The sequence below is a fragment of the Fibrella rubiginis genome, assembly GCF_017353185.1.
In the GTDB taxonomy this organism is placed as follows: domain Bacteria; phylum Bacteroidota; class Bacteroidia; order Cytophagales; family Spirosomataceae; genus Fibrella; species Fibrella rubiginis.
Genome location: NZ_JAFMYV010000001.1, coordinates 336,680 through 361,594 on the forward strand (window position 1 = coordinate 336,680; position 24,915 = coordinate 361,594).

A 24,915-nucleotide genomic window follows, 5' to 3' on the forward strand; every position below is an offset into this window, starting at 1 on the left:
AAAACGCATGATCTGGAAGCAAGTAATTGACCCCTTTCACAATCTCACGCTGTCGGTGCTGGTGGCAGCCATACCCATTCTATTTATCTTCTGGGCGTTGATTATCAAGAAGATGAAAGGGTATCAGGCTAGTCTGATCGCTACTGGATTAGCCCTGCTTATTGCCGTTTTTGTGTATGGAATGCCGTTGAAGCTAGCCTTCCTTTCTGTTACCCACGGTGCCCTGTACGGCCTCTTTCCTATTTGCTGGCTGGTGGTCATGGCCGTTTTTCTGTTCAACGTCACGGTGAAAAGCGGGCAGTTTGAGGTCATCAAGCATGTGATGGCGGGTATCACCGCCGACCGCCGATTGCAGGCCTTGCTGATTGCGTTTTCGTTTGGCTCGTTTCTGGAGGGGACTGCCGGGTTTGGGGCACCTGTAGCGATCACGGCGGCCATGCTGGTGGGACTGGGCTTCAACCCGCTTTATGCGTCGGGTATCTGCCTGATTGCCAATACGGCACCGGTGGCGTTTGGCTCCATCGGCATTCCCATCACGGTGGCCTCGCAGGTGTCAGGCATACCAGAGATGCCCATCTCGCAGATGGTGGGCCGGACGTTGCCGATGCTGTCGCTGGTGTTGCCGTTTTACCTGGTGAGCATCATTGCCGGGGCCAGAAAAGCGTGGGAGATTGGCCCGGCGGTGCTGGTGTCGGGTGTATCATTCGCGGTGTTGCAGTTCCTGTCGTCCAATTTCCTCGGCCCCGCCCTGCCCGACGTCATTGCGGGGCTGGGTTCCATCATCAGCCTGATCGTTTTCCTCCGTTTCTGGAAACCCAAAACTATCTGGCGCTTTGCCAATGAACCAGCTCCCACCCTCATCGCCGACCAGACGAGCTATTCAACCGGGCAGATCATTCGGGCATGGTCGCCGTTTTTGGTGTTGACGGTCATCATCATTATGTGGGGATTGCAGCCTGTCAAAAATGGACTGAACGCTGTTGGCCTGGTTCAGTTTGAGGTGCCGGGACTACACAATGCCATTCAGGGAGCAGACGGTACTAATCTGGCCAAATTGTTCAAGCTCAATTATTTGTCAGCGGCTGGCACGGCTATTCTGCTTGCTGCGCTCATCGCCATTCCCCTGGTTGGCTTGACCTATCGGGAAGGAGCCGCTGTATTCCGCGCTACGCTGAGTCAACTCAAATTTCCGATCCTGACCATCGCGGCCGTGCTGGGATTTGCCTACATCATGAACGATTCGGGCATCACGCTCACGCTGGCTACCATGCTGGCGGGAACGGGTGTACTGTTCCCGTTTTTCGCGCCCGTGCTGGGCTGGCTGGGCGTGTTTATCACGGGCTCCGATACATCGGCCAATGCCCTATTTAGCAAGATTCAGTATGCCACGGCGCAGTCCATCGGCATTGACCCGGTGGTGACGGTGGCGGCCAACGTGTCGGGTGGGGTGGTGGGTAAAATGATCTCGCCCCAGTCGATTGCCGTAGCCGCCGCCGCAGGTAATCTGGTGGGGCAGGAGTCGCAGTTGTTCCGGTTCACGGTGAAACACAGTTTCATCCTGCTCGTTATCATCTGCTTCCTGACGCTAGCGCAGGCGTACCTGGTTGAGTGGATTATACCGGGTTACTAGATGCGGCGAAGTTTTCCTATCTTTCGTTAACTCGTTTAGCCGTATGCAAGCACCACCCACACGCCGCTCCGCAACACGGCAAGCTCAACGTCGCCGTAAAGCCACGCTCGATCAATACATGACGACGGTGGTTCAGTCTGTTCAAAAACAGGAATACATCGACGGAGAAATTCGCCTCATGCCCTACACGTCCGAAAATCACGGCCTCATTGTGGCTAACCTGATTGGCTTGTTAGGCACCTCTTTAAAAGGCACCGGATACCGCGTTTATCCCAACAACCGGATGCTGTTTGTGCCGGAAACCGCGAATTATTACTACCCCGACGTGATGGTTGTTTGCGGCGAGTCAGTCTTCAAAACGTACAAAGGCAAGATGCAGGCAACGGTCAATCCAACGGTGTTGATTGAAGTCCTTTCCGAATCGACCAGCGATTACGATGAGACGATGAAGTGGTACAATTACAATAAGCTCCATTCCCTTCAGCAATACATCCGGGTATCGCAAAACGCGCTCCGGCTCGATCTCTATACCCGCGTCGGCGACAGTAACGACTGGCTCAACACCTTCGCTGAACAGCCCGATCAATCCGTCACCATTGGCGGTTGCACCATTACTATTCGTGATGTTTATGAGCACGTGGGGGGGTATAAATATAACTAACTAGCTAACTGTCAATTTTTTAATGGTGTAAGAATGCAAACTGGACAAATTTGCAATCGGATCGCAAATTTGTCCAGTCCGGCAATTAGGCCAGCTAGGTATCCAATTGCCTGTACCTTTGCCCTTATGAACCAGCCCCAAATTCGTGACCTGACGCGCTATATGGACGCCTGGGCACCGCCCGTGTATCAGGAATCATACGACAACGCCGGGCTGATCGTGGGTGATCCCAACGCAGTCATCACCGGCGTACTGGTATCGCTCGATGCCACGGAAGCGGTAGTGGATGAGGCCATTGCCAGGGGTTGTAACGTCATTGTGGCACACCATCCCATCGTGTTTCGGGGCCTGAAAAAGCTGAACGGCAAAAACTACGTAGAACGCACGGTAATCAAAGCGATCAAAAACGACGTCGCCATTTTCGCTGCCCACACCAACCTAGACAGTGTGGCAGGGGGAGTAAACTACCACATTGCCAGTCGGTTAGGGTTGCAGGATGTACAGATTCTAGCTCCGAAAGCGCAGGTGCTCAGTAAGCTCGTAGTCTTTACTCCCAAAGCTGATATGGCCAACGTACTCGCGGCTATCTATGAGGCTGGAGCAGGTCAGATTGGTGACTACGACCATTGTTCGTTCCGAGTAGGGGGCACCGGCACGTTCCGGCCGCTAACCGGGTCCAACCCAGTGGTGGGGGCCGTGGGGCAGGATGAATCCGTAGAGGAACTGCGGCTGGAAGTGATCCTGCCCACGCACCTGGAAGGCACTGTGGTGCGGGCCATGACCCGTGCGCATTCGTATGAGGTGCCCGCCTACGATCTCTACGCGCTTAACAACGCTAACCAGACTGTCGGCTCCGGTGCGGTGGGTGATCTGCCCGAACCCATGGACGAGACGGCCTGGCTGCGTTACCTTAGCATGAACATGAACGCGTCTGTGATTCGGCATACGCCTCTGCGTAACAGGCCCGTCCGGCGCGTGGCGGTATGCGGTGGAGCAGGCAGTTTTCTGCTCTCCGACGCCATCCGGGCTGGTGCCGACGCCTTCGTCACTGCCGATTATAAATACCACGAGTTCTTTGACGCCGAAGGCCGACTAATCATCTGCGACATTGGTCACTACGAAAGCGAGGTCTTTACCAAAGACCTGATTCAACAGCGTTTGGCCCAAAAATTCACTACCTTTGCGGTAATTTTAGCAGAAACAAACACCAACCCGGTGCGATATTTTTTTAATGTACAATGAATAATGCACAATGTACAATGACCTTTAAGGACATCATTGTCAGCATTCAACACAGTTTACGGGATCAATTCCGCTAGCTTTCATTGTACATTATACATTGTTCATTGTACATTAACATCACTCCCCCGAATGGAACTAACGGTAGCGCAAAAATTAGACGCACTTCTTAAACTGCAAGCCATTGATTCTCAACTGAATGATATCCGCCGTATGCGGGGCGACCTCCCCGAGGAAGTTCGTGATCTGGAAGATGAGATCATCGGTTTCGAGACGCGCATCGGAAAATTCAACAGCGAGGTCAGCACCCTTCAGGAAGAAATTGACCGTAACAAGACTGTTAAGAAAGACGCCGACAAACTCATTGCCCGCTACAAAGAGCAGCAGATGAACGTGCGTAACAACCGCGAATTCGACGCGATCACGAAAGAAATCGAGTTGCAGTCGCTGGAAATGGAATTGTCGGACAAGAAAATCGGCGAGTCGCAGTTTCGGATGCAGGGTAAGCAGGACGAAATCAACGCGACGCAAGAGACACTGAATCTGCGTAAGGAAGACCTGAAAGTGAAAAAGCAGGAGCTTGATCAGCTGATTTCGGAGAGCGAAGCTGACGAAAAGCAACTAGCCGTTGAGCGCGAAGAGCAGGCTAAAAACGTAGAAGCTCGACTGCTGGTGTCGTATGACAAAATTCGGCATAATGCCCTGAATGGACTGGCCGTTGTGACCGTGAAGCGCGGTGCCTGTGGTGGTTGCTACAACGTAGTGCCCCCACAACGTCAAGCCGATATTAAAGACAAGAAGAAGATCATCGTGTGCGAACACTGCGGTCGTATCCTCGCCGACGTCGATGCTGTTCCTGAGCCGGTAACTACGGGAAGAGGGCGGTAGTATTAATGCACAATGCACAATGAATAATGTACAATGGGCTGACGCAAGTCATTTCTCGCGTCAGCCCATTGTACATTATTCATTGTGCATTGTGCATTAATACTACCTCATTTTCGTCCGCTTTACCAGATACGCTGACAAAATGGGTTCGAAGCCTTGGGCAATGTCGGCTTCGATGAAGTCGATGCGGTACTGGGCGCAGCGGAGTTTCAGGTTGTGGAGGTAGTTTGTCACGGCGGTTTTGTAGGCGTCGCGCACCTGGTTAGGCTGGAGTTTCACGCGGTTACCGGTTTCCAGGTCGATAAACTCGTAAGGTCGCTCGTCGAAGGCAAAGGCCTGCTCGGTTTGGCGGTCAGTGACGTGGAAAATAAGCACCTCATGCAGGTTGTGGCGCAGGTGTTGCAGGGCCGAAAAGAGGGCATCCTGCCGGGCCGGATCTGTTCCCGCCGAATCGAACATATCGCTGAAGAGAATTACCAGCGACCGTTTATTGATCTTCTCGGCTAGTTGGTGAATCACCTCCGGTGCGCTCGTACGGCGGTTTGGTTTTGGCGACTGCAGGAGCTGATCGAGGTGAGTAAAGAGCTTGTGTACGTGCCCCGGCGTAGATTTCACGGGTGTTTGCAGTTCAATCTCGTCGGCGAAGGTGCACAGGCTCACCGCGTCGCGCTGGCGTTGCAGCATGTAGGCTAAACTAGCCGCACCCATGGCACTGAACGTGATTTTGCCGTAATCTTTCTCGGGGTAATACATCGACGACGACGTATCGATGAGCAGGTGACAGCGAAGATTAGTTTCCTCTTCGTAGCGTTTCACAAAGAGCTTATCGGTCTTGCCAAACACCTTCCAGTCGATGTAGCGGGTGCTTTCGCCGGGGTTATAGAGCCGGTGTTCGGCAAATTCGACCGAAAATCCGTGGAAGGGAGATTTATGTAACCCCGTAATGAACCCCTCGACCAGCTGCCTGGCCAGAAATTCGACGTTACCAAACGAACGTACCTGCGCCAAGTTGAGTGTTGCTGCCAAGGGAGAGAGGGGGAATGTAAAATGAAGAATGTAAAATGCGGTCCGACGGGTCGGCCTCGCGTCAGCCACAAAGCGCGAAGCTAGCCACGTCCAATATCCAACGTCTAATATCCGACATCCAACGTCCAAAAGCACAAAAAAAACCTGATTCGTAGGTCCGGCGCTTTGCAAAGGGAATTGCAAAAAAAGGGCCAGCCTGTGAATCAGGTCTTAACTAAAACGGACTGTACTCGTCCGTACAGATGTGTGGGTGCGGGTTGCGTCGGTACGCCTGGGCTCCCCATCCCCTTAATTACTGCACTGGCACCAGGCCGGGTAGCAGCGGCGAACGCCCATCGAGCGTTGGCGACTCATCGAGTTGGGCGACATAACGGTCTTTACCCACTACTCGTAATGTAACATTAACCACCCCTCTTCCGAGCAATCCGATGGCTTTGGCGGCGGCGGTGGTCATATCGACCACGCGGCCTTTGTGAAACGGTCCCCGGTCGTTGATCCGGATGACGACTGATTGCTGGTTGGCTTGATTGGTTACTTCAACCAGCGTATTGAACGGAAATGTGCGATGTGCGCCTGTAAACAGATGTTGCTTAACGCGCTCGCCACTTGTTGTCCGGCATCCGTTGAACCGATTGGCGTAATAGGATGCCTGGCCTGACTGCTTATGCTCTTCTTTTTGGGGCGACTCTGACGAGCAAACGGTGCCTGCCAGCAGCAGTAGGGTCGTGAATAAACTCATACAGTCTTTGGTTCGTGAAATAATAGAAGAAGACCTTTCCAAAACCGGGTTTCATAACGCCTTCATTCACCAAAAAATGCAATTCCCTAGTAACAAAACTACTAATAAAAGGCTATACGACAAAGCATTAGGGGAAGATTATCTACACATATTCTGTGGAGCTAATTCTACAGAATATGATTTTTTTGGAAAATTATATTCTCGCCTTTCTTTTTGTTCTGCCGCTCCGGGCCGTATTTTGACCCGTACTAGCCCTTAATTGATTGACAAGTGGACGAGCGAACAAACGAGAAAATCTATTCAAAACGGGTGCGTGCGGGCAAACGGACGTACTTTTTTGACGTGAAATCAACCCGTGGCAATGATTTCTATTTGACACTGACCGAGAGCCGCCGCCTGCCACAGGGTGATGGATTCACCTACGACAAGCAAAAGATGTTTCTTTACAAAGAGGACTTCACCAAATTTCTCGAAGCCCTCCAGGAAACGATCGACTATGTGAAAACGGAACTCATGCCTGGCACCGATTTCACCCAATTTGATCGCCCTGATGAGGTTACTGATGACCTCCACACGCAGCTAAAATGGGAATAGTACTATTTTGATTGAAGCCGTTAAGCCAGCCTCGACCCCCGTCTGAGGCTTTTTTTGTAATTTTACAAGTCGGTAGTCGTCAGTCGATAGTCAATAGTCGCTGATGCATAAGTAATCTGCCGCCAACTTTATTCTTGCGTCAGCGACTATTGACTATCGACTGGCGACTATCGACTCTTATTCATGGGACTTCAATGTGGAATTGTGGGCTTGCCAAACGTGGGCAAGTCGACCTTATTTAATGCGATTTCGACCGGAAAGGCCGAAGCTGCCAACTACCCTTTTTGTACCATCGAACCCAACGTGGGTGTGGTAACGGTACCCGACGAGCGGCTCGATTCGCTCGAAAAACTGGTGAGCCCCCAACGGGTGGTGCCAACCATTATTGAATTTGTCGACATCGCCGGGCTGGTGAAAGGGGCTAGTCAGGGTGCCGGACTGGGCAACAAATTCCTGGCCAACATCCGCGAAGTAGACGCCATTGTGCACGTAGTACGCTGCTTTGAAGACGATAACATTGTGCACGTAGAAGGTCGCGTTGATCCTGTTTTCGACAAAGAGATCATCGACGCCGAATTGCAACTGAAGGATCTAGAGTCGGTTGACAAAAAAATGCAGAAGCTGGAGCGCAATGCTAAGTCGGGCGATGCTAGGGCGAAAGCGGCGCTCGAAACATTGCGGATGTACAAAACTGCGCTGGAACAGGGCAAAAGCGCCCGCACGGTGCAGGTATCGGCCGAAGAGCAGGAAGAGGCTATTGGCGACATTGATTTGCTGACAGTGAAGCCGGTATTGTACGTAGCCAACGTAGACGAAGGCTCATTGCCCAACGGCAACGCTTATTCCGATAAGCTGCGGGCGGCGGTGGCCGAAGAGGGTGCCGACGTGGTAGTAATTTCGGCGGGTATCGAATCGCAGATTGCCGAGATGAGCGACCCCGAAGAGCGTGAACTGTTTTTAAGCGAATATGGCCTCACTGAATCAGGTTTGAGCAAGCTCATCAAGGCGTCGTACAAACTGCTGGGCCTGATCACTTACTTCACAGCGGGTGTGAAAGAAGTCCGCGCCTGGACCATTCGCCGGGGGTGGAAAGCCCCCGCCGCCGCCGGAGTAATTCACACCGACTTCGAGAAGAAATTTATTCGCGCACAGGTGATGAAACTGGCTGATTTCGAGCAGTTTAAAACTGAATCGGCCGTGAAAGAAGCTGGTAAACTATCGGTAGAAGGCAAAGAATACGTCGTGCAGGACGGCGACATTATGGAGTTTTTGCACGGAGCCTAACAGGAGGTTTTCAGTTTAAGGTGTTTTGAGTAGCTCCGCCTGGGTACGTTTTTTCCATACGGAGCAACTCAAAACACCTTGAACTGAAAACTTTTATTTTGTACTGTTCATTCCAATAGCATACCTTTACCCTCGCTTGCAAGCTGCCGGGTTGGCCACTCGGCATTTTTCTGGTCTATTTTTGGAACAATCAGTCTAAAACAAACAGACATGAGCAAGTTGCAGGGTAAAGTAGCCGTTGTTACAGGCGGTAACAGCGGTATTGGATTTGCCTCAGCGCAGGCCTTTTTAGCCGAAGGCGCCGACAAAGTGATCATTACAGGTCGTGATCAACGTGCTATAGATGAGGCAGTTGAGTTGCTGGGTAGCAGAGCGGCGGGTATTGTCGCTAACGTAGCCGATATGGCCGCGATCCGGCAGATGGGCGAGACGTTAGGTACATTAACTGACCACGTCGATGTGCTGTTTGTCAACGCTGGTGTGGCTACGTTTGCACCGCTGGAACACATGACAGAAGCAACCTTTGATCACAACATGGACGTGAACTTCAAAGGCGCTTTCTTTAGCATTCAGGCAGTTTTACCCCTGATGCGCGAGGGCGGGTCTATTGTGTTAAATACGTCTGTAAATGCTCACATGGGCATGGCGGGTGCTAGTGCTTACGGGGCGAGCAAGGCCGCACTGGTCTCGCTGGCGCGGAATTTATCGGCTGAATTACTCCCGCGTAAAATTCGGGTGAACGCGGTTAGCCCCGGTCCGGTTGGTACGCCTCTGTTCACTACAGCGAAGCTGGGCGTCGATGAAGAGCAGTTGACGCAAATGGGACAGCATATTGCTGGGTTGGTGCCCCTGGGCCGTTTCGGGCATGTGGATGAAATTGCCAGAACGATTGTTTTCTTTGCATCTGATGACTCATCGTTTATCCTGGGCAGCGAACTTATCGTTGATGGCGGGATGGTAACGCTTTAAAGATTAACACTACACTATGGCTCGACCAAAGGCTTTTGCGGAACAGGATGCACTTCAAGCAGCAATGGAGACTTTCTGGCGAAAAGGCTACCACCAAACCTCTATGCAGGACCTAGTCGATGCGATGGGTATTAACCGGGCCAGCTTATACGATACTTTTGTTGATAAGCATACGCTCTACAAACAAGCACTGGAGCGTTACCGTGATTTGAACTGCGCCGAAATGGCCGAATCTATTGCCGGCGCTGATACTGGCAAGGCTAAGCTTCGCGCTATCTTCGACCGGCTTATTCAAGAAACCCTCGACGATGGTGACCATAAAGGTTGCTTCATGACTAACGCCACCTTGGAAATGCTACCCCATTATGCCGATATAGTGACTATTGTGTGTGGTAATTTTGAGCGAATGGAGGCTATGCTGCGCACCATTGTTGGAGAGGGGATCCGCAGCGGTGAGTTTCGGGCCGATTTGTCCCTCGATGACATACTACCTTTTCTAATCAGTCAGCTGGCCGGCCTGCGCATTTTGGCAAAAACCAGCACAAGTGCCAGCCTGCTGAATCGAGTGGTTGATATGGCCCTGAGAGTACTTTGACAGGTCTATGGTGCAACCATAGCGACTAATCGGGCATAAAAAAGGGTCGTACCAGACGAGGTACGACCCTTTTTTATGCCCGATTAGTTAGTACTACCGTGTTCGAATGGGCAGTTTGCGATCGTCGGGGCTGTATTGACGGCCAATACCAAATGAGTAACCTAACCCAATGGTAATCATCTGGTTACGTACGTCGTCGGCTCTGAGTGCAATGTTAGTAATACCCTGCGTGTAGCGGGCATCGACGGTGAAGTGCTGCCGTGGGCCAGTACCCCAGTTGAGTTGAAGACCACCCGTCAGACCAAGGTCAGCCGTGCGGTAGTCTTCAGTGGTGTTGACCGAGATTTCGTTGCCACCCCCTTTAATTGTACCCTTGCCATTGAGGCGCAGGGCAGGCACAGCACCCAGGTAGATGTTTGGGCGGAAGTTACCACCGCGCGTAAGGTAATAGCGGCCCGTGATGGGTAACTCCAGGTAGTTAACCCGGTTGATACCCGTGTACTCTACATTGTTAACGATGGTTTTCGCTTTGTTGCCCCGTTGTGAATAAAGGATATCGATGCCAAATCCGAAGCGGCTGATATCGCTGTAGACAAAACCGACGCCTGCCGATATACCCGGAAGCAATTCATTTGAGCCATTGCCATTGCTTCCCTGCGGGGCACCCGGAACGTTGATACTGTTGCCCACCAGATTGGTCAGGTTCAGCCCAACGCGAGGGCCAAAGCTCCAGCGTTGGCGTGACTGACCGAAACTAACGGTCTGGACAAAGAGAAGCGTAGCGAAAAGAAAGATGTAACGTGCGTTTTGCATAAAAAGATGGGAGACATTTCATGCTTACGATCAAAAAGCGCATAATCTACTCATTACTAACCAGATAAGACCAGACAGGCACTTGTTGACTTTGGGCAAATTATAACGATTTTAAGTTAACTAACTGAACCCATAACGGCCGTGTTTCGGCTTTGTTTCACAAATACCGATTGTTTTTGCGAACGGCCCCGAATGGCTACTTTTACGTATTGACCCCATTGACGAAAAAATTGCACTCAGCAAACAAATACACATGAAAAGACCGTCCCTGTATTTTACCGAAGACCACGACCTGTTTCGGCAGAGCGTCAGGCAGTTTATTGAGAAAGAAGTGATTCCCCACACCGAAGCCTGGGAGACTGCCCGCCGCATTCCGTTATCTGTTTTTGGGCGCATGGGCGAGTTGGGTTTTCTGGGTCTGCCCTATGCCGAAGCCTACGGCGGGTCGGGAGCCGATTTCTGGTTTTCGGTGGTGTTTCTGGAGGAACTGGCCCGGTGTGGTATGGGCGGGTTCGTGACGGCGGTAAGCGTGCACGAGTACATGGCCATCAACCACATTGCCAAAGCTGGGTCCGAGGCGCTGAAACAGAGGTACTTGGTACCAGCCATTGCCGGGCAGAAAGTGGCCGCGCTGGCCATTTCTGAACCCGACACTGGTTCCGACGTGTCGTCTATTCGCACTACGGCGGTCAAAGACGGTGATCAGTATATTGTGAATGGCGCCAAGACGTTTATCAGCAACGGCACCTACGGCGACTTTGTCACCCTGACGGTGAAGACGCGTCCGGACGGTGGAGCCAACGGCGTGAGCCTGATCGTGGTGGATTTAGATAGCCCCGGCGTAACACGCACAAAGCTCAACAAGATGGGCTGGCACAGTTCCGACACCGCCGAGATTCGGTTCGATGATGTACGCGTACCCGTTGAGAACCTCATTGGCGTAGAAAATTCGGGGTTTTATTATCTCATGGAAAGCCTGCAGCTGGAACGCCTCGTGGCCGCCATCATGGCCGTGTCGGGTGCCGAAGTAGCCCTCGACTGGACGCTCGATTACCTAAACGAACGCGAAGCTTTCGGCAAGAAAATCGGCAAATTCCAGGCCATACGGCACAAAATTGCCGACGTAGCCACCGAGATCGAGATGGCAAAGCAGTTTGTGCACCACACCTGCTGGCTTTTCACGCAGGGCGAAGTGGTGGTGAAAGAGTGCTCGATGGCGAAGCTCTATACATCGGAGATGCAGAAGCGCGTGATCGACACCTGTCTGCAATTTTTTGGTGGCTACGGCTTTATGGAAGACTACCCCATCTGCCGGGCTTACCGCGATGCCCGCGCCGGTACCATTGCCGGGGGCACTTCCGAAATTATGCGCGAGATCATCGCCAAAATCGTGGTCGATGCCGTGGCGTATAAGCCGGCGTATGCGTAAGGGAAGAGAGTTTAAGGTTTCATGTTTAAAGTCTAAAGTTGGCTACGCTGTAGGTTGCTGCCGCTTGGCCCTTCGACAAGCTCAGGGTGACAACGACCTTGAATCAACTTAGGAAGATTGCTTATTGGCGTGTCACCCTGAGCTTGTCGAAGGGCCAGGCGGCAGCAACCTACAGCGTAGCCAACTTTAGACCTTAGACATTAGACTTTAAACTCCCCTTTACAACTTCACCGCCGGTGGCCAGTCATCAAAGGCGCGTTCGGGGTTGATGGTGCGGGCACGGCGAATGGCCTGTTGCTCTTCAGTAGGAGTGGCCGATAGGTGGGGTTCGGCGGGTAACCCCGTTGTTGAGCCCGTTGCCGCAACTTCAACTAGTGTGCTGACCGGCGCTACGGTTGACAGGAGCACACGCGGCGTTTTTACTACAGACCGGTGCGCTTTGGCAGTGGCAGCCAGTTGCATTGGTTTAGCAGATGAAGTGGCCGGTTGGACCACTGGTGGCGTTTCGGCTGTTCCCAGATCGTTCACATCCAGCAGCACCGTACCTGGTTCGAGATGTGGCTGCACTGCATCGGTAATAGCGGGGATATTGCCCTTGCGGGCGGCAGTACCCACAGGATTTGTGGTATAGATCAGGTAGAACGTTACGCTCAGCACCAGTAATACCGACGCTACGAGACTTGCCACCCAAAGCGGCATCAGTCGGCGGGGGGTAGCGGCTTCTTCCAGGCGTTCCTGCAGCGATTCGTGCAGGCTTCTGGTTTGGCGTTGCAGGCTACTGCCGGCCTGCTGGATGGCTTCTAACCCCTCCAGCGCATCGGCATAAAAGGGGTTTTCGAGCAGCAGCCGTTCAACGCGGTGCTGCTCAGCCGCGCTGAGTTGTCCGGCCTGATAGGCCCGAAGCTCGTCGAGGGTAAGCGGCTGATTATAGGCTGAATGGCTCATTTTTGTAAACTTATTTTCAAGTTACGGCGTCCGTTCTGAAGGTAGCTTTTCACTTGTTTCAGGTCGAAACCCGTCAGGTCGGCTACTTCGGCGTAGCTTTTCTGCTGCAAATAAAACAGGTCGATGCATACGCGTTGCGGTTCGGGCAACTGGTTCAGCGCGGCGGGTAAACGTGCCAGGTGCCGTTCTACATCCAGTGCATCGTCGTCCCCATCGGGCCACACAACGAGGGTATCGCTGAGGGGACGTTCTTCATCGAGCAGGTCTGTATCGCCATCGCCTACCCTGATGCGCTGCTTGCGCAAATGCATGAGGCAGTGGTTGCGCGCTACCGAGTGCAGCCAGCTTTTGAAGTTGGTTACCTCGTGCCGCCGCAGGTCCACCACCAGTTGCTCGAACAACTGCATCACCGCGTCTTTGCTTTCGGCTTCGTCGCGCAGGTATTTGAAACAAACGGCGTAGACAAGGTCCATATGCCGTTCGTAGAGTTCACCCAGCACGTCCAGATCACCCGTAGCCTTGTAGGCCGACACGAAGTCGGCATCGGCAGTGGGGCGGTTTCTCAGGAAGCGCTTGAAAAACATACGTACAGGCTGTTTGTAGTCAGAACATCAACGACAGTGTATTGATGCCGGGCCAGGGCTATTTCCATAAATCGGTGTTGGCCGGTGACAGAATGTATACAGAATACATGTTAATACAATAACTGTCAATCAGTCTGTACACAAACTATTATATGGTCGAAAATAGAATAACTGGTATTTTATGGATATAACAAACAGATGTGCCAAATTAAATAGCAATTAACTTTCAGCATCAGACATGGGTCGATAACTTGCAAATCACTCAATCCAAATGTCGATGCTATGAAAAAGATTTTACAGCTACTTTACTTCCTGATCCTGTGCCTGATCAGCCAGTTTGCGCTGGCGCAAAGCCGGGCCGTGACGGGCAAAGTAACGGCCGACGATGGGGCCGCGCTGCCCGGCGTTACCGTACTCATTAAGGGCACCTCCCAGGGCACCAGCACGGGTGCCGACGGGACGTTCAAACTCGACGTACCGGCCAACAGTCGGCTGGTATTCAGTTTTGTTGGGTATGCCTCGCAGGAGGTGGCCGTTGGTAATCAGACCAACATCACGATCAACCTGACCGCCGACGTTGGCAACCTTGACGAAGTAGTCGTTACTTCATTTGGTACAGCCAAGAAAGCGGCCTTCACCGGTTCGGCAGGGGTAATTGCGGCCAAACAAATCAGTGACCGGCCCATCAACAACATCGCTCAGGCGCTGGCCGGAGCCGCACCGGGTGTGCAGACAACGGCGGGCAGCGGGCAACCGGGAACGGCTCCCACGATCAGGATTCGGGGTTTTGGCTCTATTTCCTCGTCAAACGATCCGCTGTATGTGGTAGACGGCATCCCCTATACAGCCAACATCGCCACGCTGAACCCGAATGACATCGAGAGCATCACGATTTTGAAGGATGCCGCCTCTACGGCCCTGTATGGTGCCCGCGCGGCCAACGGTGTGGTGGTGGTGACAACCAAAAAAGGTATGAAAGACCGCAACAGCATCAGCGTGCGCTATACCAAGGGTCTCAACAGCCGCGCCCTGCCCGAATACGACCGGGTGGGTACCGACCAGTATTACCCCCTGATGTGGGAAATGTACCGCAACAGCGTAGCTTACCGCGCCACCAACCCGCTTTCCCTGTCGGCTGCCAACGCCGATGCCACGAGCCGGTTGGGTAGTCTGGTTGGCTACAACGTCTATGACGTGCCGTTCAACCAGCTGGTGAACACCGACGGGCAAATGAACCCCAACGCCAAACTGATTTATTCGCCCGACGACCTGAACTGGGAAAAGCCCCTGACGCGGCAGGGTAACCGCGACGAGTTGGGCGTGAGCTTCGCGGGTGGGCAGCAGAAGTCCGATTACTTCCTGTCGCTGTCGTATCTGAATGATAAAGGTTTCCTGATTCGGTCTGATTATGAGCGCTATACGGCCAGGCTCAACGTCAATTCGCAGATGAAGCCCTGGTTCAGAACGGGGGCTAACCTGTCGGCCACGGTCATCAACTCCAACCAGGCCGACGTGCCCGCCGACGGGGGCACCACGTTTGTGAACCCATTCTATTTCTCGCGCAACATTGGCCCGATCTACCCGGTCTACGCCTACGACCCGGCTAATCCTGGTCAGTTTCTGACCCTGCCCAACGGCGACAAACGCTACGATTATGGGAACCTGACCAGTTTGGGCCTGCCGTCGCGGCCTCAGTTTGGTGGTCGGCACTCGGTGGCCGAAACGCTGAAAAACCAGAACTACCTGCGCCGCAATGTGGTGGGTGCACGAGCCTACGGGGAGGTATCGTTTTTGAACGCGTTCAAGTTTACGGCCAACATCGGGGCCGACATCACCAACAATAATTTCTACACCTACGGTAACCCCGAAGTAGGGGATGGTGCCCCGGCGGGCCGCGCTACGCACGATTTTCAGAACATCACCGGCTACAACCTCAACCAGTTGCTCAACTACAACAAGTCGTTTGGGCGGCACAACGTAGACGTGTTGCTGGGCCATGAAAACTTCCACACGACCGACAATTACCTGAGTGGCTCGCGGTCGCAGCAGATTCTGGATGGTAACGTTGAACTGGTCAACTTCACCACCACCACCAACCTGGAGTCGGTGTACAACACGCGGCGGATTGAGGGGTATTTCTCGCGGGTCAACTACGACTACGATCAGCGGTATTTCCTGTCGGCCTCCATTCGGCGCGACGGCACCAGCAAGTTCTACCAGGATTCGCGCTGGGGCACGTTCTACTCCATCAGCGGGGCCTGGCGGCTCGATCAGGAGCCGTTTATTCAGGCCATTTCGAGCATTAATCTGCTGAAATTGAGGGGCTCATATGGTCAAACGGGTAACGACGGCGGGGGCACAACCGCCGCTGCCGCCGCTGATCTGGGCATTAGCTACTACGCCTGGCAACCCCTCTACGGCCTGGGTTTCAACAACGCGTCGGAAGCGGGCATCCTGCAAACGAGCCTGGGCAACCGGAATCTGGAGTGGGAATCGAGCAACTCGTTTGACGTGGCTGTGGAGTTTGGCCTGTTCAAAAACCGGGTGTCGGGTACCATCGAGTACTTCGACCGGCAGTCGTCGAATCTGATTTTCAACGTACCCCTGCCCCTCTCGGCGGGGATCACGACGGTGACGCGCAACATCGGGACGATGTATAACCGGGGGCTGGAACTGGAGTTGAACGTGGAGCCAATTCGTGCCCGCGACTTTAGCTGGAACATCAACCTCAACGCGACATTCATCAAGAACCGGATCACCAAAATGCCCGACGAGAACCCCGAAATCATCGACGGGACCAAGAAGCTCAAGGTGGGCAGTTCGATCTATGATTTCTGGCTGCGGGAATACGCGGGCGTCAATCCGCAAACGGGCGAGGCGCAGTACCGCGCATCCAGCTACGTAGCCGCCAACTCGCGCATTACCGACACCGGCGACACGCTCACGACCAACGTCAACAACGCCCGTTTCCGCTACAATGGCTCGTCTATCCCCACCATGACGGGCGGCATCACCAACACCTTCCGGTACAAAGGCTTCTCGCTGTCGGCATTGCTGGTGTATCAGTTGGGTGGCAAGGTGTATGACGGGGCCTATGCCGCACTGATGAGTTCGGGCGGGTACGGCAGTGCCAAAAGCACCGACATTCTGCGGCGGTGGCGTAACCCCGGCGACATCACCGACGTGCCCCGGATGGACGCGGGCCGCACGTCTGATTTCGACGCCGCCTCCGACCGCTGGCTCATCGACGCCAGCTACCTGAACATCCGCACGGTGACGCTGTCCTACGCGCTTCCCAGTACCATTGCCAAGAAGGCGTTCCTCGAAAACGCGTCGGTTTACGTCAGTGCCGAGAACTTCTTCATCCGGTCGCGTCGGCAGGGGATGAACGTTCAGCAGAATTTCGGCGGCACCACGGGCAACGTGTTCAGTTCGGCCAAAAGCATCGTTCTGGGCGTCTCTTTCACACTTTAATCGGCAACCCACTCATGAAAACACGATTTCTAACCATCGTCATTGCCCTGGGTTTACTCACAACCTCGTGCGACAAAGATTACCTGGAAACAGCCCCCACCGGCAGCGTTGATGCTGGTTCGGCCTATGCCACCACCAAAAACGCCTCAGCAGCCATTAACGGCATTTACCGGGCCATGGTGTTGCGGTACCTCGATTCGCAGGGCCACTTCGGCCACCCGGCCATGATGATTATTGTCGACGCGCTGGGCGAGGACCTGGTGCTCAGCAACGCCTCGAACACCTGGCATTTGCCCGAACAACGGTGGACGGCCCACCGGTCGGACGTCAGTACGCTGACGCAGTTTGCCTACCAGATGTATTACCGGATCATCGGTAATGCCAACATTGCCGTGGCTAATATTGATCAGGCCGCTGGTACTCAGGCGGAACGCGACCAGGTAAAAGGAGAGGCCCTGGGGTTGCGGGCATTCGCCTATTATAACCTGGTGCAACTTTACGGCAAGCGGTACGATGCCTCCGTGAAGCCCAACACCCAGCCCGCCGTGCCGCTGGTGCTGACGCCCACCACCGACGGCCTGCCCAGGGCCAGCGTGGAAGAGATTTACACGCAGATCAACAAAGACCTGACCGACGCGGCGACCCTGTTGAAAGCAACCCGCACGTTTAAATCGCACATCAACAGCGACGTGATAAAGGGTTTTCAGGCGCGGGTAGCCCTGACGCAGCAGAACTGGACCGACGCCGCCAAATTTGCCGCCGAAGCCCGGAAAAGCTACACGCTGATGTCGGTGGCGCAGTACCAGGAGGGGTTCGCGGATATTGGTAACCCGGAGTGGATTTGGGGCTTCGACCACGTAGAAGACCAGTCGGAGTTTTTCGGGGCGTACCATTCCTACATCTCCTGCAACTTCAACTCGACCAACATCCGGGCCACGCCCAAGCTGATCAACAGCCTGCTCTACGACCAGATTCCGGCTACGGACGTGCGCTCGAAGATGTGGGTAAAAGCGCCGACAACGACGAACTCGGTGGTGCCAGCCGGGGGAATCCGGGCACCCTATATGAACCAGAAATTTCGGTTGCCAGGTACGCCCTCGACCAGCACGATGGGCGATATTCCGTACATGCGGGCTGCCGAAATGTATCTGATCGAGGCCGAAGCACAGGCGCGGCTGGGCAAAGAGACGGAGGCTACCACGTTGCTGTTTGATCTGGTCAGTAAGCGTGACCCGTCCTACAAACGCTCAACGAACACAGGGGCCAAGTTGGTTGACGAAATCCTGTTCAACCGGCGCGTCGAACTGTGGGGCGAAGGGCAGCGATTCACCGATTTGAAGCGGATGAACCTGCCGCTGAACCGCAACGGAGCCAACCATAATCCCGCCGTGGCCGTTGTTTTCGACATACCAGCAGGCGACAAGCAGTGGGAGTTTCTCCTGCCCCGCCGCGAACTGAACGCCAACAAAGCCGCCGTGCAGAATCCGCTGTAAGGGGGGGAGGTGGTTTGTGGGTTTTTGGTTTATAGTTGGCTGACGCGAGTGGCTTCGCGCTTGTGGCCCTTCGACAGGCTCAGGGTGACAATGACCTTGAATCAACCTAGGAAGATTAATTATTGGCCTGTCACCCTGAGCCTGTCGAAGGGCCACAAGCGCGAAGCCACTCGCGTCAGCCAACCACAAACCCACCAACCAACCTGCCTGATACATAACCGACTGCCCTGACATGACTTATGCACTAAGCAATGCCGGGGCAGTCGGCTTGTTTATACCTTTATGTTGTACTTATCAACGTACCCAGCCCATGACCCGATACAGGCAACTGACTGCCCTTTTATTTCTCTTGATTTCGCTGCCTGCCCTGAGCCAGAAACGGGCGCTCACGGCGGCCGATTATGATCGCTGGCAAACGGTTCGCTCCGAAAAAATTGCGAATGATGGCCGCTGGATCGCCTACCAGATTGATCCGCAGGATGGCGACGGGCGGCTGGAGGTGGTGAGCAGTACCGGTCCGCTTGGTAGCCGGACGCGTTACGCCTTTGCGCGTGGCTATATGGCGCAGTTCACGCCCGACAGCAAGTATCTGGTGATGCGACTGAAGGTGCCGGTGGCCGACACACGCAAAGCCAAACTGAAGAAAAAGAAGCCCGACGAGATGCCCAAAGACAGTTTGCTGGCCCTGAATCTGGCAACGGGCAAGACCACCAGACTCCCCAACGTGAAGTCGTTTGTGCTGGGGAAAGACGCGGGTTCGTGGGTGGCCGCGTTGCAGGAACGCAAGGAAGCTACCCCGAAAACAGGGGCCAAACCGGTAGCCCAAAAAGGTGACCAGAAGGATACCCTCAACCCGCTGCCGCCCGTGTCGACCACTACGGCAAAGGGCAATACGAAGAAGCCCAAAGGCGACGACCTGACGCTGCTGAACATGGCCGATGGGTCAACGAAAACGGTGCGTTATGTCTCGAACGTGGTGATGGCCGACAACGGGCAGGCCATTTTTTACAGTAAAGAATCGGCCAATGATTCGTTGAAAACAGGCGAAAAGAGTATACCTGGGGTGTTTTTGTTCACAACCACCACTGGACAAACAACGCTCATCGACACCAGTTCGACCCGGAAAATTTACAAGGGGTTAGCGATCGACAAGCCCGGCAAGCAACTCGCCTGGATGGCCTCCGCCGACAGCGCCGGGAGCGACGTGAAGGTGTTTACGCTTTACTACAAAAGCCTGCTTCCTTCTGTGGTGGCCAAGGGTAAACGGGCAAAAACAACCACCCCCGAACTGCCTTACACGGTCATTGCCGACACGCTGACGAAGGCCTTGCCCAAGGGCTGGTCGGTGAATGAATACCGCGAACCACAGTTTGCCGACGACGGCAAGCGGCTGTACTTCTCAGCCTCGCCGATTGCGCCGAAGCCGACCAAAGACACGCTGACACCGGAGGATGAGAAAGTGAAGATGGACGTCTGGAGCTGGACCGACACGCGGCTGCAGCCCATGCAGCAAAAGCGGTTGAAGGAAGAGAAAGAGCGCGGTTTTCTGGCTGTCTATGACCTCCCCGCCAACAGAGTCACGCTTCTGGCCAGTCGCGAGGTGCCTACGGTGGCGTTCGACGAGAAGGTGAATACGCGCTACCTGCTCGGCCTGAGCGATTTACCTTATCAGGTGCAATCGTCGTGGGACCCCGGCCACACAGACCTGTATCTGGTTGACACACAGACGGGTGAGCGAAAGCGCATCGCCAACGATGTGATGGCGTCCAGCCCCAAACTGTCGCCCGGTGGTAAGTACGCCTACTGGTTCGATGAGCGCGATTCGCTGTGGCGGGCATGGAACATCGACGCGGGCAAACGCATCGACCTCACGCGCGGATTACCCAGCAAATTTTTCGACGAAGAGCACGACACGCCCAACCTGCCCGGCTCCTACGGCTCCGCGGGCTGGACCACCGGCGACCGGTACCTGTGGCTTTACGACCGCTACGATATCTGGCAGATTGACCCCACCGGCACCGAAAAACCATTGAACCTGACGGCGGGCTGGGGGCGCAAAAACAAGATTCGCCTGCGCCGCGCCAACCTGAACGACGACGATGACACACCTACCCCCACGCCCACACCCGGTGCCAACCGACGTACGCCGGAGAAGCCCATTGACCCGAAAACCGAACTGTTTTTGACGGGTATCTGGGAGAGCGACAAGGCTACGGGCATTCTGAAAAGCAAAAACGGCCTTGCCGCCACTGAACCCGCCGTGCTGACCCGCAGCAACCACCGTTATTCGGGTCTGAGCAAGGCGAAGCACGCGGCCACCATGACGTTCTACCGGGGTAATTTCCAGGAGTCGGTCAACCTGTTTCAGACGGATACCACGCTGGCTACGCCTGTGCAACTCACCCGCACCAACCCCCAGCAGGACAGCATCCGGTGGGGCAGCGTGGAACTGGTGAACTGGGTTGGCACGAACGGGACCAAACTGGAGGGGCTGCTCTTCAAACCCGAAGGCTTCACCGGCGACACCACCGGCAAGAAGTACCCTATGCTGACGTATTTCTACGAACGCAATGCCGAAACGCTCAACGACTACCGCGCCCCCAGCCCCAGCCGGTCGACGATAAACATACCCTACTGCGTCTCAAACGGCTATTTGGTCTTCGTGCCCGACATCGTGTATACCACCGGCCAGCCCGGCCCGAATGCTTATGATTGCGTGGTGCCGGGGGTGCTGAGCCTGCTCAACAGGGGCTTTGTGGATCGCAACCGGCTGGGTATTCAGGGGCAAAGCTGGGGCGGTTACCAGACGGCCTACATCGTCACGCGCACGAACCTGTTCCGCGCCGCCGAGGCCGGGGCTGCCGTGGCGAACATGACGTCGGCCTATGGCGGTATCCGGTGGGAAACGGGCGTGAGCCGGGCGTTCCAGTACGAAAAAACGCAGAGCCGCATTGGGGGCACGTTGTGGGACAAGCCGATGAACTACATCGAAAATTCACCGCTGTTCTACGCCAACCGCGTGGAAACGCCAATGCTGCTGATGCACAATGATGCCGACGGGGCCGTGCCCTGGTATCAAGGTATCGAATTGTTTTCGGCCCTGCGCCGACTGAATAAGCCCGTCTGGATGCTGGTCTACAACGGCGAAGGCCACAACCTGACGCAACGCCACAACGCCAAAGATTTAAGCATCCGCATGTACCAGTTTTTCGATTACTACCTCAAAGACGCTCCCCAGCCCATCTGGATGAAAGAGGGGCGGACGTCAGTGGAAAAAGATCGCGGCGAGATGAAGTATTAAAAGGATAAAAGGGTTTTTGGACAGGATTTCAGGATTTATGCAGGATTTACTGGATTTCTTTTTTTATACTGAGATATGACTCTCGATCAAAAAGAAATCCAGTAAATCCTGCATAAATCCTGAAATCCTGTCCCAAAAACCCTTTTCTAAATCCCCCGTCGTATTGCCTTGTAAAACGCATCGGCGACGCCCGTTCTGATACCCAGTTCGCTGACTTTGTTGTTATTGCGCGTGGGGTAAACGCGGTTGCAGAGGAAGACGTAGTTCAGGCCCACGGCGGGGTCGATCCAGGTGAACGTACCGGTGTAGCCCGAATGCCCGTAGCTCGATGGACTGGCCAGGCGGGGGGCGTTGCCGTTGTATTTGTAGGCCGCTTTTTCAAAGCCCAGTCCGCGGCGGTTGCCCAGTTCGGGGAATTGGTAGCGGGTGAATTCGGTGATCGTTTCGGGCTTGATCAGCTGACGGTCGCCGTAGGTGCCGTGTTGCAGGTACAATTGCGTCAGTTTCATCAGGTCGTTGGCCGTACCGAACAGACCCGCGTGGCCCGACAAGCCGCCCAGCATAGCCGCGCCTTCGTCATGCACCCGCCCCCAGATCAGCGTTTTGCGGAACAGCGAATCATATTCGGTGGGTACAATACGGCTCAGCGGATAGAACCGACGGGGGTTGTAGGTCAGCGTGGTCGCACCAATGGGGGCGTAGAGACTGTCTTTCAAATACCCCTCGAAATCGCGGCCTGTGAGGCGCTGCACAATCTGCGGGTAAAGGTAGAACGACAGGTCGCTGTAGACGTATTCTTTCTTCGCGTTCAGCGGCGAATCTTTGATCAGCTCGAAAATGGTTTTGGGGTATTTTTTGAACAAAAACAGGCTATCCGTCACCTCAATGGGGTATCGGTTACTGCGTTCAGCCACAAACGTCTTCTTTTTGAAGGTGCCGTCGGGGTTTTTGGTGGCCTGCCAGAAGGGTATCCACGCCTTTAGTTTGGCCTGGTGCGTGAGTACGTCGCGCCACCGGATCGTGTCTTTGTTCGACTTTTTATAGCCGGGCAGGTACTCGCCCATGGTGCCGTCGATGTTGAATTTTCCGGCATCGACCAGACGCATGAGGGCAGGGGTAGAGGTGCTGATTTTCGTAACCGACGCAAAGTCGTAGAGGTCGTCGAGTTGGGTAGGTTCAGCTTTGCCGCCCAGGCTGGTGTCGTAGGTGTGCTTGCCGTAGGCTTTGCGGAAAATCACTTTGCCATCTTTCGCCAACTGCACCACGCAACCCGGATAGGCCTTCGCGTTTAGCCCCAGGTTCACCACCGAATCAACCTGTTGCGCCAGATACGCACTGCTGATGCCCACTTCTTCGGGGATGGTGTATTTCAACCGGCCAATAGGCTGAATGGTCATGCCGTCGCCCACCCGAAACCGCTGATTGACCGTGACGGGCAGCCGCCCCGACGCGCCAATGGCCCCAAAAATAAGTTGCGCCGACAGGTCTTCGGTGAAATTGGTGAGCTGGTAAGGCATCACCAGCGCCGTCGCTCCTTCCAGATCAGGTAGCTTGTCGAGCACGTAGGGGTTGCCAAACACCGTGATAACGGCCTTGCCGGTACCCACCAGTTTCTGCACCAGTTCGGCGGTGCGGGTCTGTACACCGTATTTGGCGGGCCGGATGTTATTCAGATGCACACCCACCAGCACCGTGTTAAACTGCCCCAGCGAGTCCAGCACGGCCTTTATCTCGGCGTCTGATGATTTCGACGATAGCAGAAACGACTTCACCGATGTGTAGTCGGCGAGGCGATTTTGAAATAGGGTGGGGGCGGTAGCTTCCACCGAAACCGACGCGATCCGCAACGTGTCGAGGCGTTGCAGGGGCAGACGGTTATTGGCATTGGTGAGCACCGTTAGCGACGCTTCGGTGAGGCGGCGGTTGATCACCTCCGATTCGGGACGGTTCAGATTGGCCACCAGGTTGTCGAGCACAACGGGTTTGTAATTGTTCAGCCCCACCCAGTATTTGGCCAGCAGCATCTTGCGGCAGCGGTCTTTTATTTCTTGCGTCGACAGCGTTCGTTCGTCGGCGGCTTTGCAGATTTCGGCCACAGCGCGGGGAATGTTTTCGGTAAATTCCAGCACGTCCATGCCTGCTTCCAGCCCGCGCCGGTCGGCCAGGCCAGAGGGAAAATATTTGGTGAGGCCCTTCATGTTCATGGCATCGGAGAAGACCAGGCCGCCAAAACCAAGCTCGTTTTTCAGTAAGCCCGTCACAATGTTGGGCGACAGCGTAGAGGGGCGGTTGCGGGTGGTGTCGAGGGCGGGAATGTTCAGGTGCGCAATCATCACGCCCGCCGCGCCCGCCTTGATCAACTCGCGAAACGGATACAGTTCCAAGCTGTCCAGCTGCGCCCGGCTTTTGTTGATCAGCGGTAGATCAAAGTGCGAATCGGTACCGGTGTCGCCATGGCCGGGAAAGTGCTTAAGGCTGGTTAACAGGCGGTTATCCTGCATGCCACGCATGTAGGCCAAGGCTTTGCGAGCCACGGCGTACTTATCTTCGCCAAACGACCGGAAGTTAATGACGGGGTTGTTGGCGTTGTTGTTGACGTCGGCATCGGGCGCGAAATTGACGTGCATACCTAGCCGCCGAAACTGCCGGGCTACGTCGGCGCCCATGTCATAGATCAGCTTTTCCGACGCCTGTGGCATGCCGCCAAGGGTCATCTGGTAGGGGAATCGCACGGTGCTGTCGAGGCGCATGGCAATGCCCCATTCGGCATCCATTGCTACCAGCAGCGGCACCGCCGAAGCCGACTGCAACCGGTTAGTCAATTTGGCCTGCCGGACGGGCCCACCCTGGAAAAATACCACGCCGCCGAGTTTGTAGGTGCGTACCAGCGTGGTCAGCGAATCTTCATAACCGGTGGTCCGGTTAGAATAGCCCGCCACCATAATCAGTTGCGCGATCTGCTCATCCAGCGGCATACGGGCCATAATGGAGTCGGCCCAGCGGCTGGCGCGGGCATCGGCGCGTAGAAACGTCGGCAGGGCAGCCGTGGTACGAACGGGTGGGGTAGGTTTCGTCGGGCTTGCGGGGCGGGGCGAATTGACGGGTTGTCCATTGCCCATTTGGGCAAAACCGGGGAGAGCAAGGGTAAGCAGGAGAAGCAGCGCGGCAAGCGTCTGTCGACAAGGATTCATTCGGTATGCGTTCAGGTTGACTACATCAAAAGTAAGCACAATTCCTGCCTAACTTAAGCC

Annotated in this window: 18 protein-coding genes; 12 read left to right on the forward strand and 6 right to left on the reverse strand. The window is 54.7% G+C overall.

Features of this window, described 5'->3' with window-relative positions; all coding sequences use genetic code 11:
- Nucleotides 1-7: 7 nt before the first annotated feature.
- The 4 genes from J2I47_RS01315 to J2I47_RS01330 all read left to right on the forward strand — a co-directional run bounded on the left by J2I47_RS01315 (nucleotide 8) and on the right by J2I47_RS01330 (nucleotide 4,418).
- Nucleotides 8-1,630, forward strand: a complete 1,623-nt coding sequence (locus J2I47_RS01315) for an L-lactate permease (protein ID WP_207362741.1) — start codon at nucleotides 8-10, stop codon at nucleotides 1,628-1,630.
- Between the two features lie 43 nt (nucleotides 1,631-1,673).
- Entirely contained in the window at nucleotides 1,674-2,291 is a 618-nt protein-coding gene (locus tag J2I47_RS01320) for a Uma2 family endonuclease (RefSeq protein WP_207362742.1), read from the forward strand.
- A 126-nt stretch (nucleotides 2,292-2,417) separates the two neighbouring features.
- The gene (locus J2I47_RS01325; RefSeq protein WP_207362743.1) at nucleotides 2,418-3,533 is read left to right on the forward strand and encodes a Nif3-like dinuclear metal center hexameric protein; all 1,116 of its coding nucleotides are present in this window, start codon (nucleotides 2,418-2,420) and stop codon (nucleotides 3,531-3,533) included.
- A gap of 129 nt (nucleotides 3,534-3,662) precedes the next feature.
- A complete protein-coding gene (locus tag J2I47_RS01330; RefSeq protein ID WP_207362744.1) occupies nucleotides 3,663-4,418 on the forward strand; it encodes a zinc ribbon domain-containing protein in 756 nt (251 codons plus the stop codon).
- 102 nt (nucleotides 4,419-4,520) lie between these two features.
- Here J2I47_RS01330 and J2I47_RS01335 read toward each other — a convergent pair whose 3' ends face one another.
- Both J2I47_RS01335 and J2I47_RS01340 read right to left on the reverse strand, forming a co-directional pair.
- Complete coding sequence (locus J2I47_RS01335) at nucleotides 4,521-5,444, reverse strand: DUF58 domain-containing protein (RefSeq protein ID WP_207362745.1); 924 nt, start codon at nucleotides 5,442-5,444, stop codon at nucleotides 4,521-4,523.
- A 292-nt stretch (nucleotides 5,445-5,736) separates the two neighbouring features.
- The gene (locus J2I47_RS01340; RefSeq protein WP_207362746.1) at nucleotides 5,737-6,183 is read right to left on the reverse strand and encodes a septal ring lytic transglycosylase RlpA family protein; all 447 of its coding nucleotides are present in this window, start codon (nucleotides 6,181-6,183) and stop codon (nucleotides 5,737-5,739) included.
- A 270-nt stretch (nucleotides 6,184-6,453) separates the two neighbouring features.
- Here J2I47_RS01340 and J2I47_RS01345 point away from each other — a divergent pair, with 270 nt between their 5' ends.
- The 4 genes from J2I47_RS01345 to J2I47_RS01360 all read left to right on the forward strand — a co-directional run bounded on the left by J2I47_RS01345 (nucleotide 6,454) and on the right by J2I47_RS01360 (nucleotide 9,625).
- Nucleotides 6,454-6,777 (forward strand): DUF3276 family protein, encoded by a 324-nt coding sequence (locus J2I47_RS01345; protein WP_207362747.1) that lies wholly within the window; start codon nucleotides 6,454-6,456, stop codon nucleotides 6,775-6,777.
- Between the two features lie 183 nt (nucleotides 6,778-6,960).
- Nucleotides 6,961-8,061, forward strand: a complete 1,101-nt coding sequence (gene ychF, locus J2I47_RS01350) for a redox-regulated ATPase YchF (RefSeq protein WP_207362748.1) — start codon at nucleotides 6,961-6,963, stop codon at nucleotides 8,059-8,061.
- A 210-nt stretch (nucleotides 8,062-8,271) separates the two neighbouring features.
- Nucleotides 8,272-9,030, forward strand: coding sequence for an SDR family oxidoreductase (locus tag J2I47_RS01355; protein ID WP_207362749.1), 759 nt, complete (start codon nucleotides 8,272-8,274; stop codon nucleotides 9,028-9,030).
- Nucleotides 9,031-9,046: 16 nt separating this feature from the next.
- The gene (locus J2I47_RS01360) at nucleotides 9,047-9,625 is read left to right on the forward strand and encodes a TetR/AcrR family transcriptional regulator (protein WP_207362750.1); all 579 of its coding nucleotides are present in this window, start codon (nucleotides 9,047-9,049) and stop codon (nucleotides 9,623-9,625) included.
- A 93-nt stretch (nucleotides 9,626-9,718) separates the two neighbouring features.
- Here the strand turns inward: J2I47_RS01360 and J2I47_RS01365 are convergent, their stop codons facing one another.
- Complete coding sequence (locus J2I47_RS01365; RefSeq protein ID WP_207362751.1) at nucleotides 9,719-10,438, reverse strand: porin family protein; 720 nt, start codon at nucleotides 10,436-10,438, stop codon at nucleotides 9,719-9,721.
- Between the two features lie 253 nt (nucleotides 10,439-10,691).
- Here J2I47_RS01365 and J2I47_RS01370 point away from each other — a divergent pair, with 253 nt between their 5' ends.
- Nucleotides 10,692-11,867: an acyl-CoA dehydrogenase family protein gene (locus tag J2I47_RS01370; RefSeq protein WP_207362752.1), complete on the forward strand. Its 1,176-nt coding sequence runs from the start codon at nucleotides 10,692-10,694 to the stop codon at nucleotides 11,865-11,867.
- A 219-nt stretch (nucleotides 11,868-12,086) separates the two neighbouring features.
- Here J2I47_RS01370 and J2I47_RS01375 read toward each other — a convergent pair whose 3' ends face one another.
- On the reverse strand, nucleotides 12,087-12,812 hold the full coding sequence (locus J2I47_RS01375; RefSeq protein ID WP_207362753.1) for an anti-sigma factor: 726 nt from the start codon (nucleotides 12,810-12,812) through the stop codon (nucleotides 12,087-12,089).
- Nucleotides 12,809-13,396, reverse strand: coding sequence for an RNA polymerase sigma factor (locus tag J2I47_RS01380; protein WP_207362754.1), 588 nt, complete (start codon nucleotides 13,394-13,396; stop codon nucleotides 12,809-12,811). Before J2I47_RS01380 ends, J2I47_RS01375 begins: the two co-directional genes overlap by 4 nt.
- A 282-nt stretch (nucleotides 13,397-13,678) precedes the next feature.
- Here J2I47_RS01380 and J2I47_RS01385 point away from each other — a divergent pair, with 282 nt between their 5' ends.
- From J2I47_RS01385 to J2I47_RS01395, 3 genes are all read left to right on the forward strand, one after another.
- Nucleotides 13,679-16,870 (forward strand): SusC/RagA family TonB-linked outer membrane protein, encoded by a 3,192-nt coding sequence (locus tag J2I47_RS01385; protein WP_207362755.1) that lies wholly within the window; start codon nucleotides 13,679-13,681, stop codon nucleotides 16,868-16,870.
- 14 nt (nucleotides 16,871-16,884) lie between these two features.
- Nucleotides 16,885-18,363, forward strand: a complete 1,479-nt coding sequence (locus J2I47_RS01390) for a RagB/SusD family nutrient uptake outer membrane protein (protein ID WP_207362756.1) — start codon at nucleotides 16,885-16,887, stop codon at nucleotides 18,361-18,363.
- Nucleotides 18,364-18,673: 310 nt separating this feature from the next.
- Nucleotides 18,674-21,664: a S9 family peptidase gene (locus J2I47_RS01395; protein ID WP_207362757.1), complete on the forward strand. Its 2,991-nt coding sequence runs from the start codon at nucleotides 18,674-18,676 to the stop codon at nucleotides 21,662-21,664.
- A 146-nt stretch (nucleotides 21,665-21,810) separates the two neighbouring features.
- On the opposite strand, the gene J2I47_RS01400 is transcribed toward J2I47_RS01395, so the two are convergent.
- Nucleotides 21,811-24,855 carry a serine hydrolase domain-containing protein gene (locus J2I47_RS01400; protein ID WP_229374200.1) on the reverse strand — a complete coding sequence of 1,015 codons (3,045 nt, stop codon included), beginning with the start codon at nucleotides 24,853-24,855 and terminating at the stop codon, nucleotides 21,811-21,813.
- Between the last annotated feature and the right edge of the window lie 60 nt (nucleotides 24,856-24,915).

Excerpts from the sequence above, each read along its gene's own strand:
- J2I47_RS01370 (WP_207362752.1), top strand. The coding sequence starts at position 10,692 with ATGAAAAGACCGTCCCTGTATTTTACCGAAGACCACGACCTGTTTCGG.
- J2I47_RS01395 (WP_207362757.1), top strand. The coding sequence starts at position 18,674 with ATGACCCGATACAGGCAACTGACTGCCCTTTTATTTCTCTTGATTTCG.
- J2I47_RS01390 (WP_207362756.1), top strand. The coding sequence starts at position 16,885 with ATGAAAACACGATTTCTAACCATCGTCATTGCCCTGGGTTTACTCACA.
- J2I47_RS01355 (WP_207362749.1), top strand. The coding sequence starts at position 8,272 with ATGAGCAAGTTGCAGGGTAAAGTAGCCGTTGTTACAGGCGGTAACAGC.
- J2I47_RS01315 (WP_207362741.1), top strand. The coding sequence starts at position 8 with ATGATCTGGAAGCAAGTAATTGACCCCTTTCACAATCTCACGCTGTCG.
- J2I47_RS01375 (WP_207362753.1), bottom strand. The coding sequence starts at position 12,812 with ATGAGCCATTCAGCCTATAATCAGCCGCTTACCCTCGACGAGCTTCGG.
- J2I47_RS01330 (WP_207362744.1), top strand. The coding sequence starts at position 3,663 with ATGGAACTAACGGTAGCGCAAAAATTAGACGCACTTCTTAAACTGCAA.
- J2I47_RS01340 (WP_207362746.1), bottom strand. The coding sequence starts at position 6,183 with ATGAGTTTATTCACGACCCTACTGCTGCTGGCAGGCACCGTTTGCTCG.
- ychF (WP_207362748.1), top strand. The coding sequence starts at position 6,961 with ATGGGACTTCAATGTGGAATTGTGGGCTTGCCAAACGTGGGCAAGTCG.
- J2I47_RS01320 (WP_207362742.1), top strand. The coding sequence starts at position 1,674 with ATGCAAGCACCACCCACACGCCGCTCCGCAACACGGCAAGCTCAACGT.
- J2I47_RS01325 (WP_207362743.1), top strand. The coding sequence starts at position 2,418 with ATGAACCAGCCCCAAATTCGTGACCTGACGCGCTATATGGACGCCTGG.
- J2I47_RS01365 (WP_207362751.1), bottom strand. The coding sequence starts at position 10,438 with ATGCAAAACGCACGTTACATCTTTCTTTTCGCTACGCTTCTCTTTGTC.
- J2I47_RS01380 (WP_207362754.1), bottom strand. The coding sequence starts at position 13,396 with ATGTTTTTCAAGCGCTTCCTGAGAAACCGCCCCACTGCCGATGCCGAC.
- J2I47_RS01360 (WP_207362750.1), top strand. The coding sequence starts at position 9,047 with ATGGCTCGACCAAAGGCTTTTGCGGAACAGGATGCACTTCAAGCAGCA.
- J2I47_RS01385 (WP_207362755.1), top strand. The coding sequence starts at position 13,679 with ATGAAAAAGATTTTACAGCTACTTTACTTCCTGATCCTGTGCCTGATC.
- J2I47_RS01400 (WP_229374200.1), bottom strand. The coding sequence starts at position 24,855 with ATGAATCCTTGTCGACAGACGCTTGCCGCGCTGCTTCTCCTGCTTACC.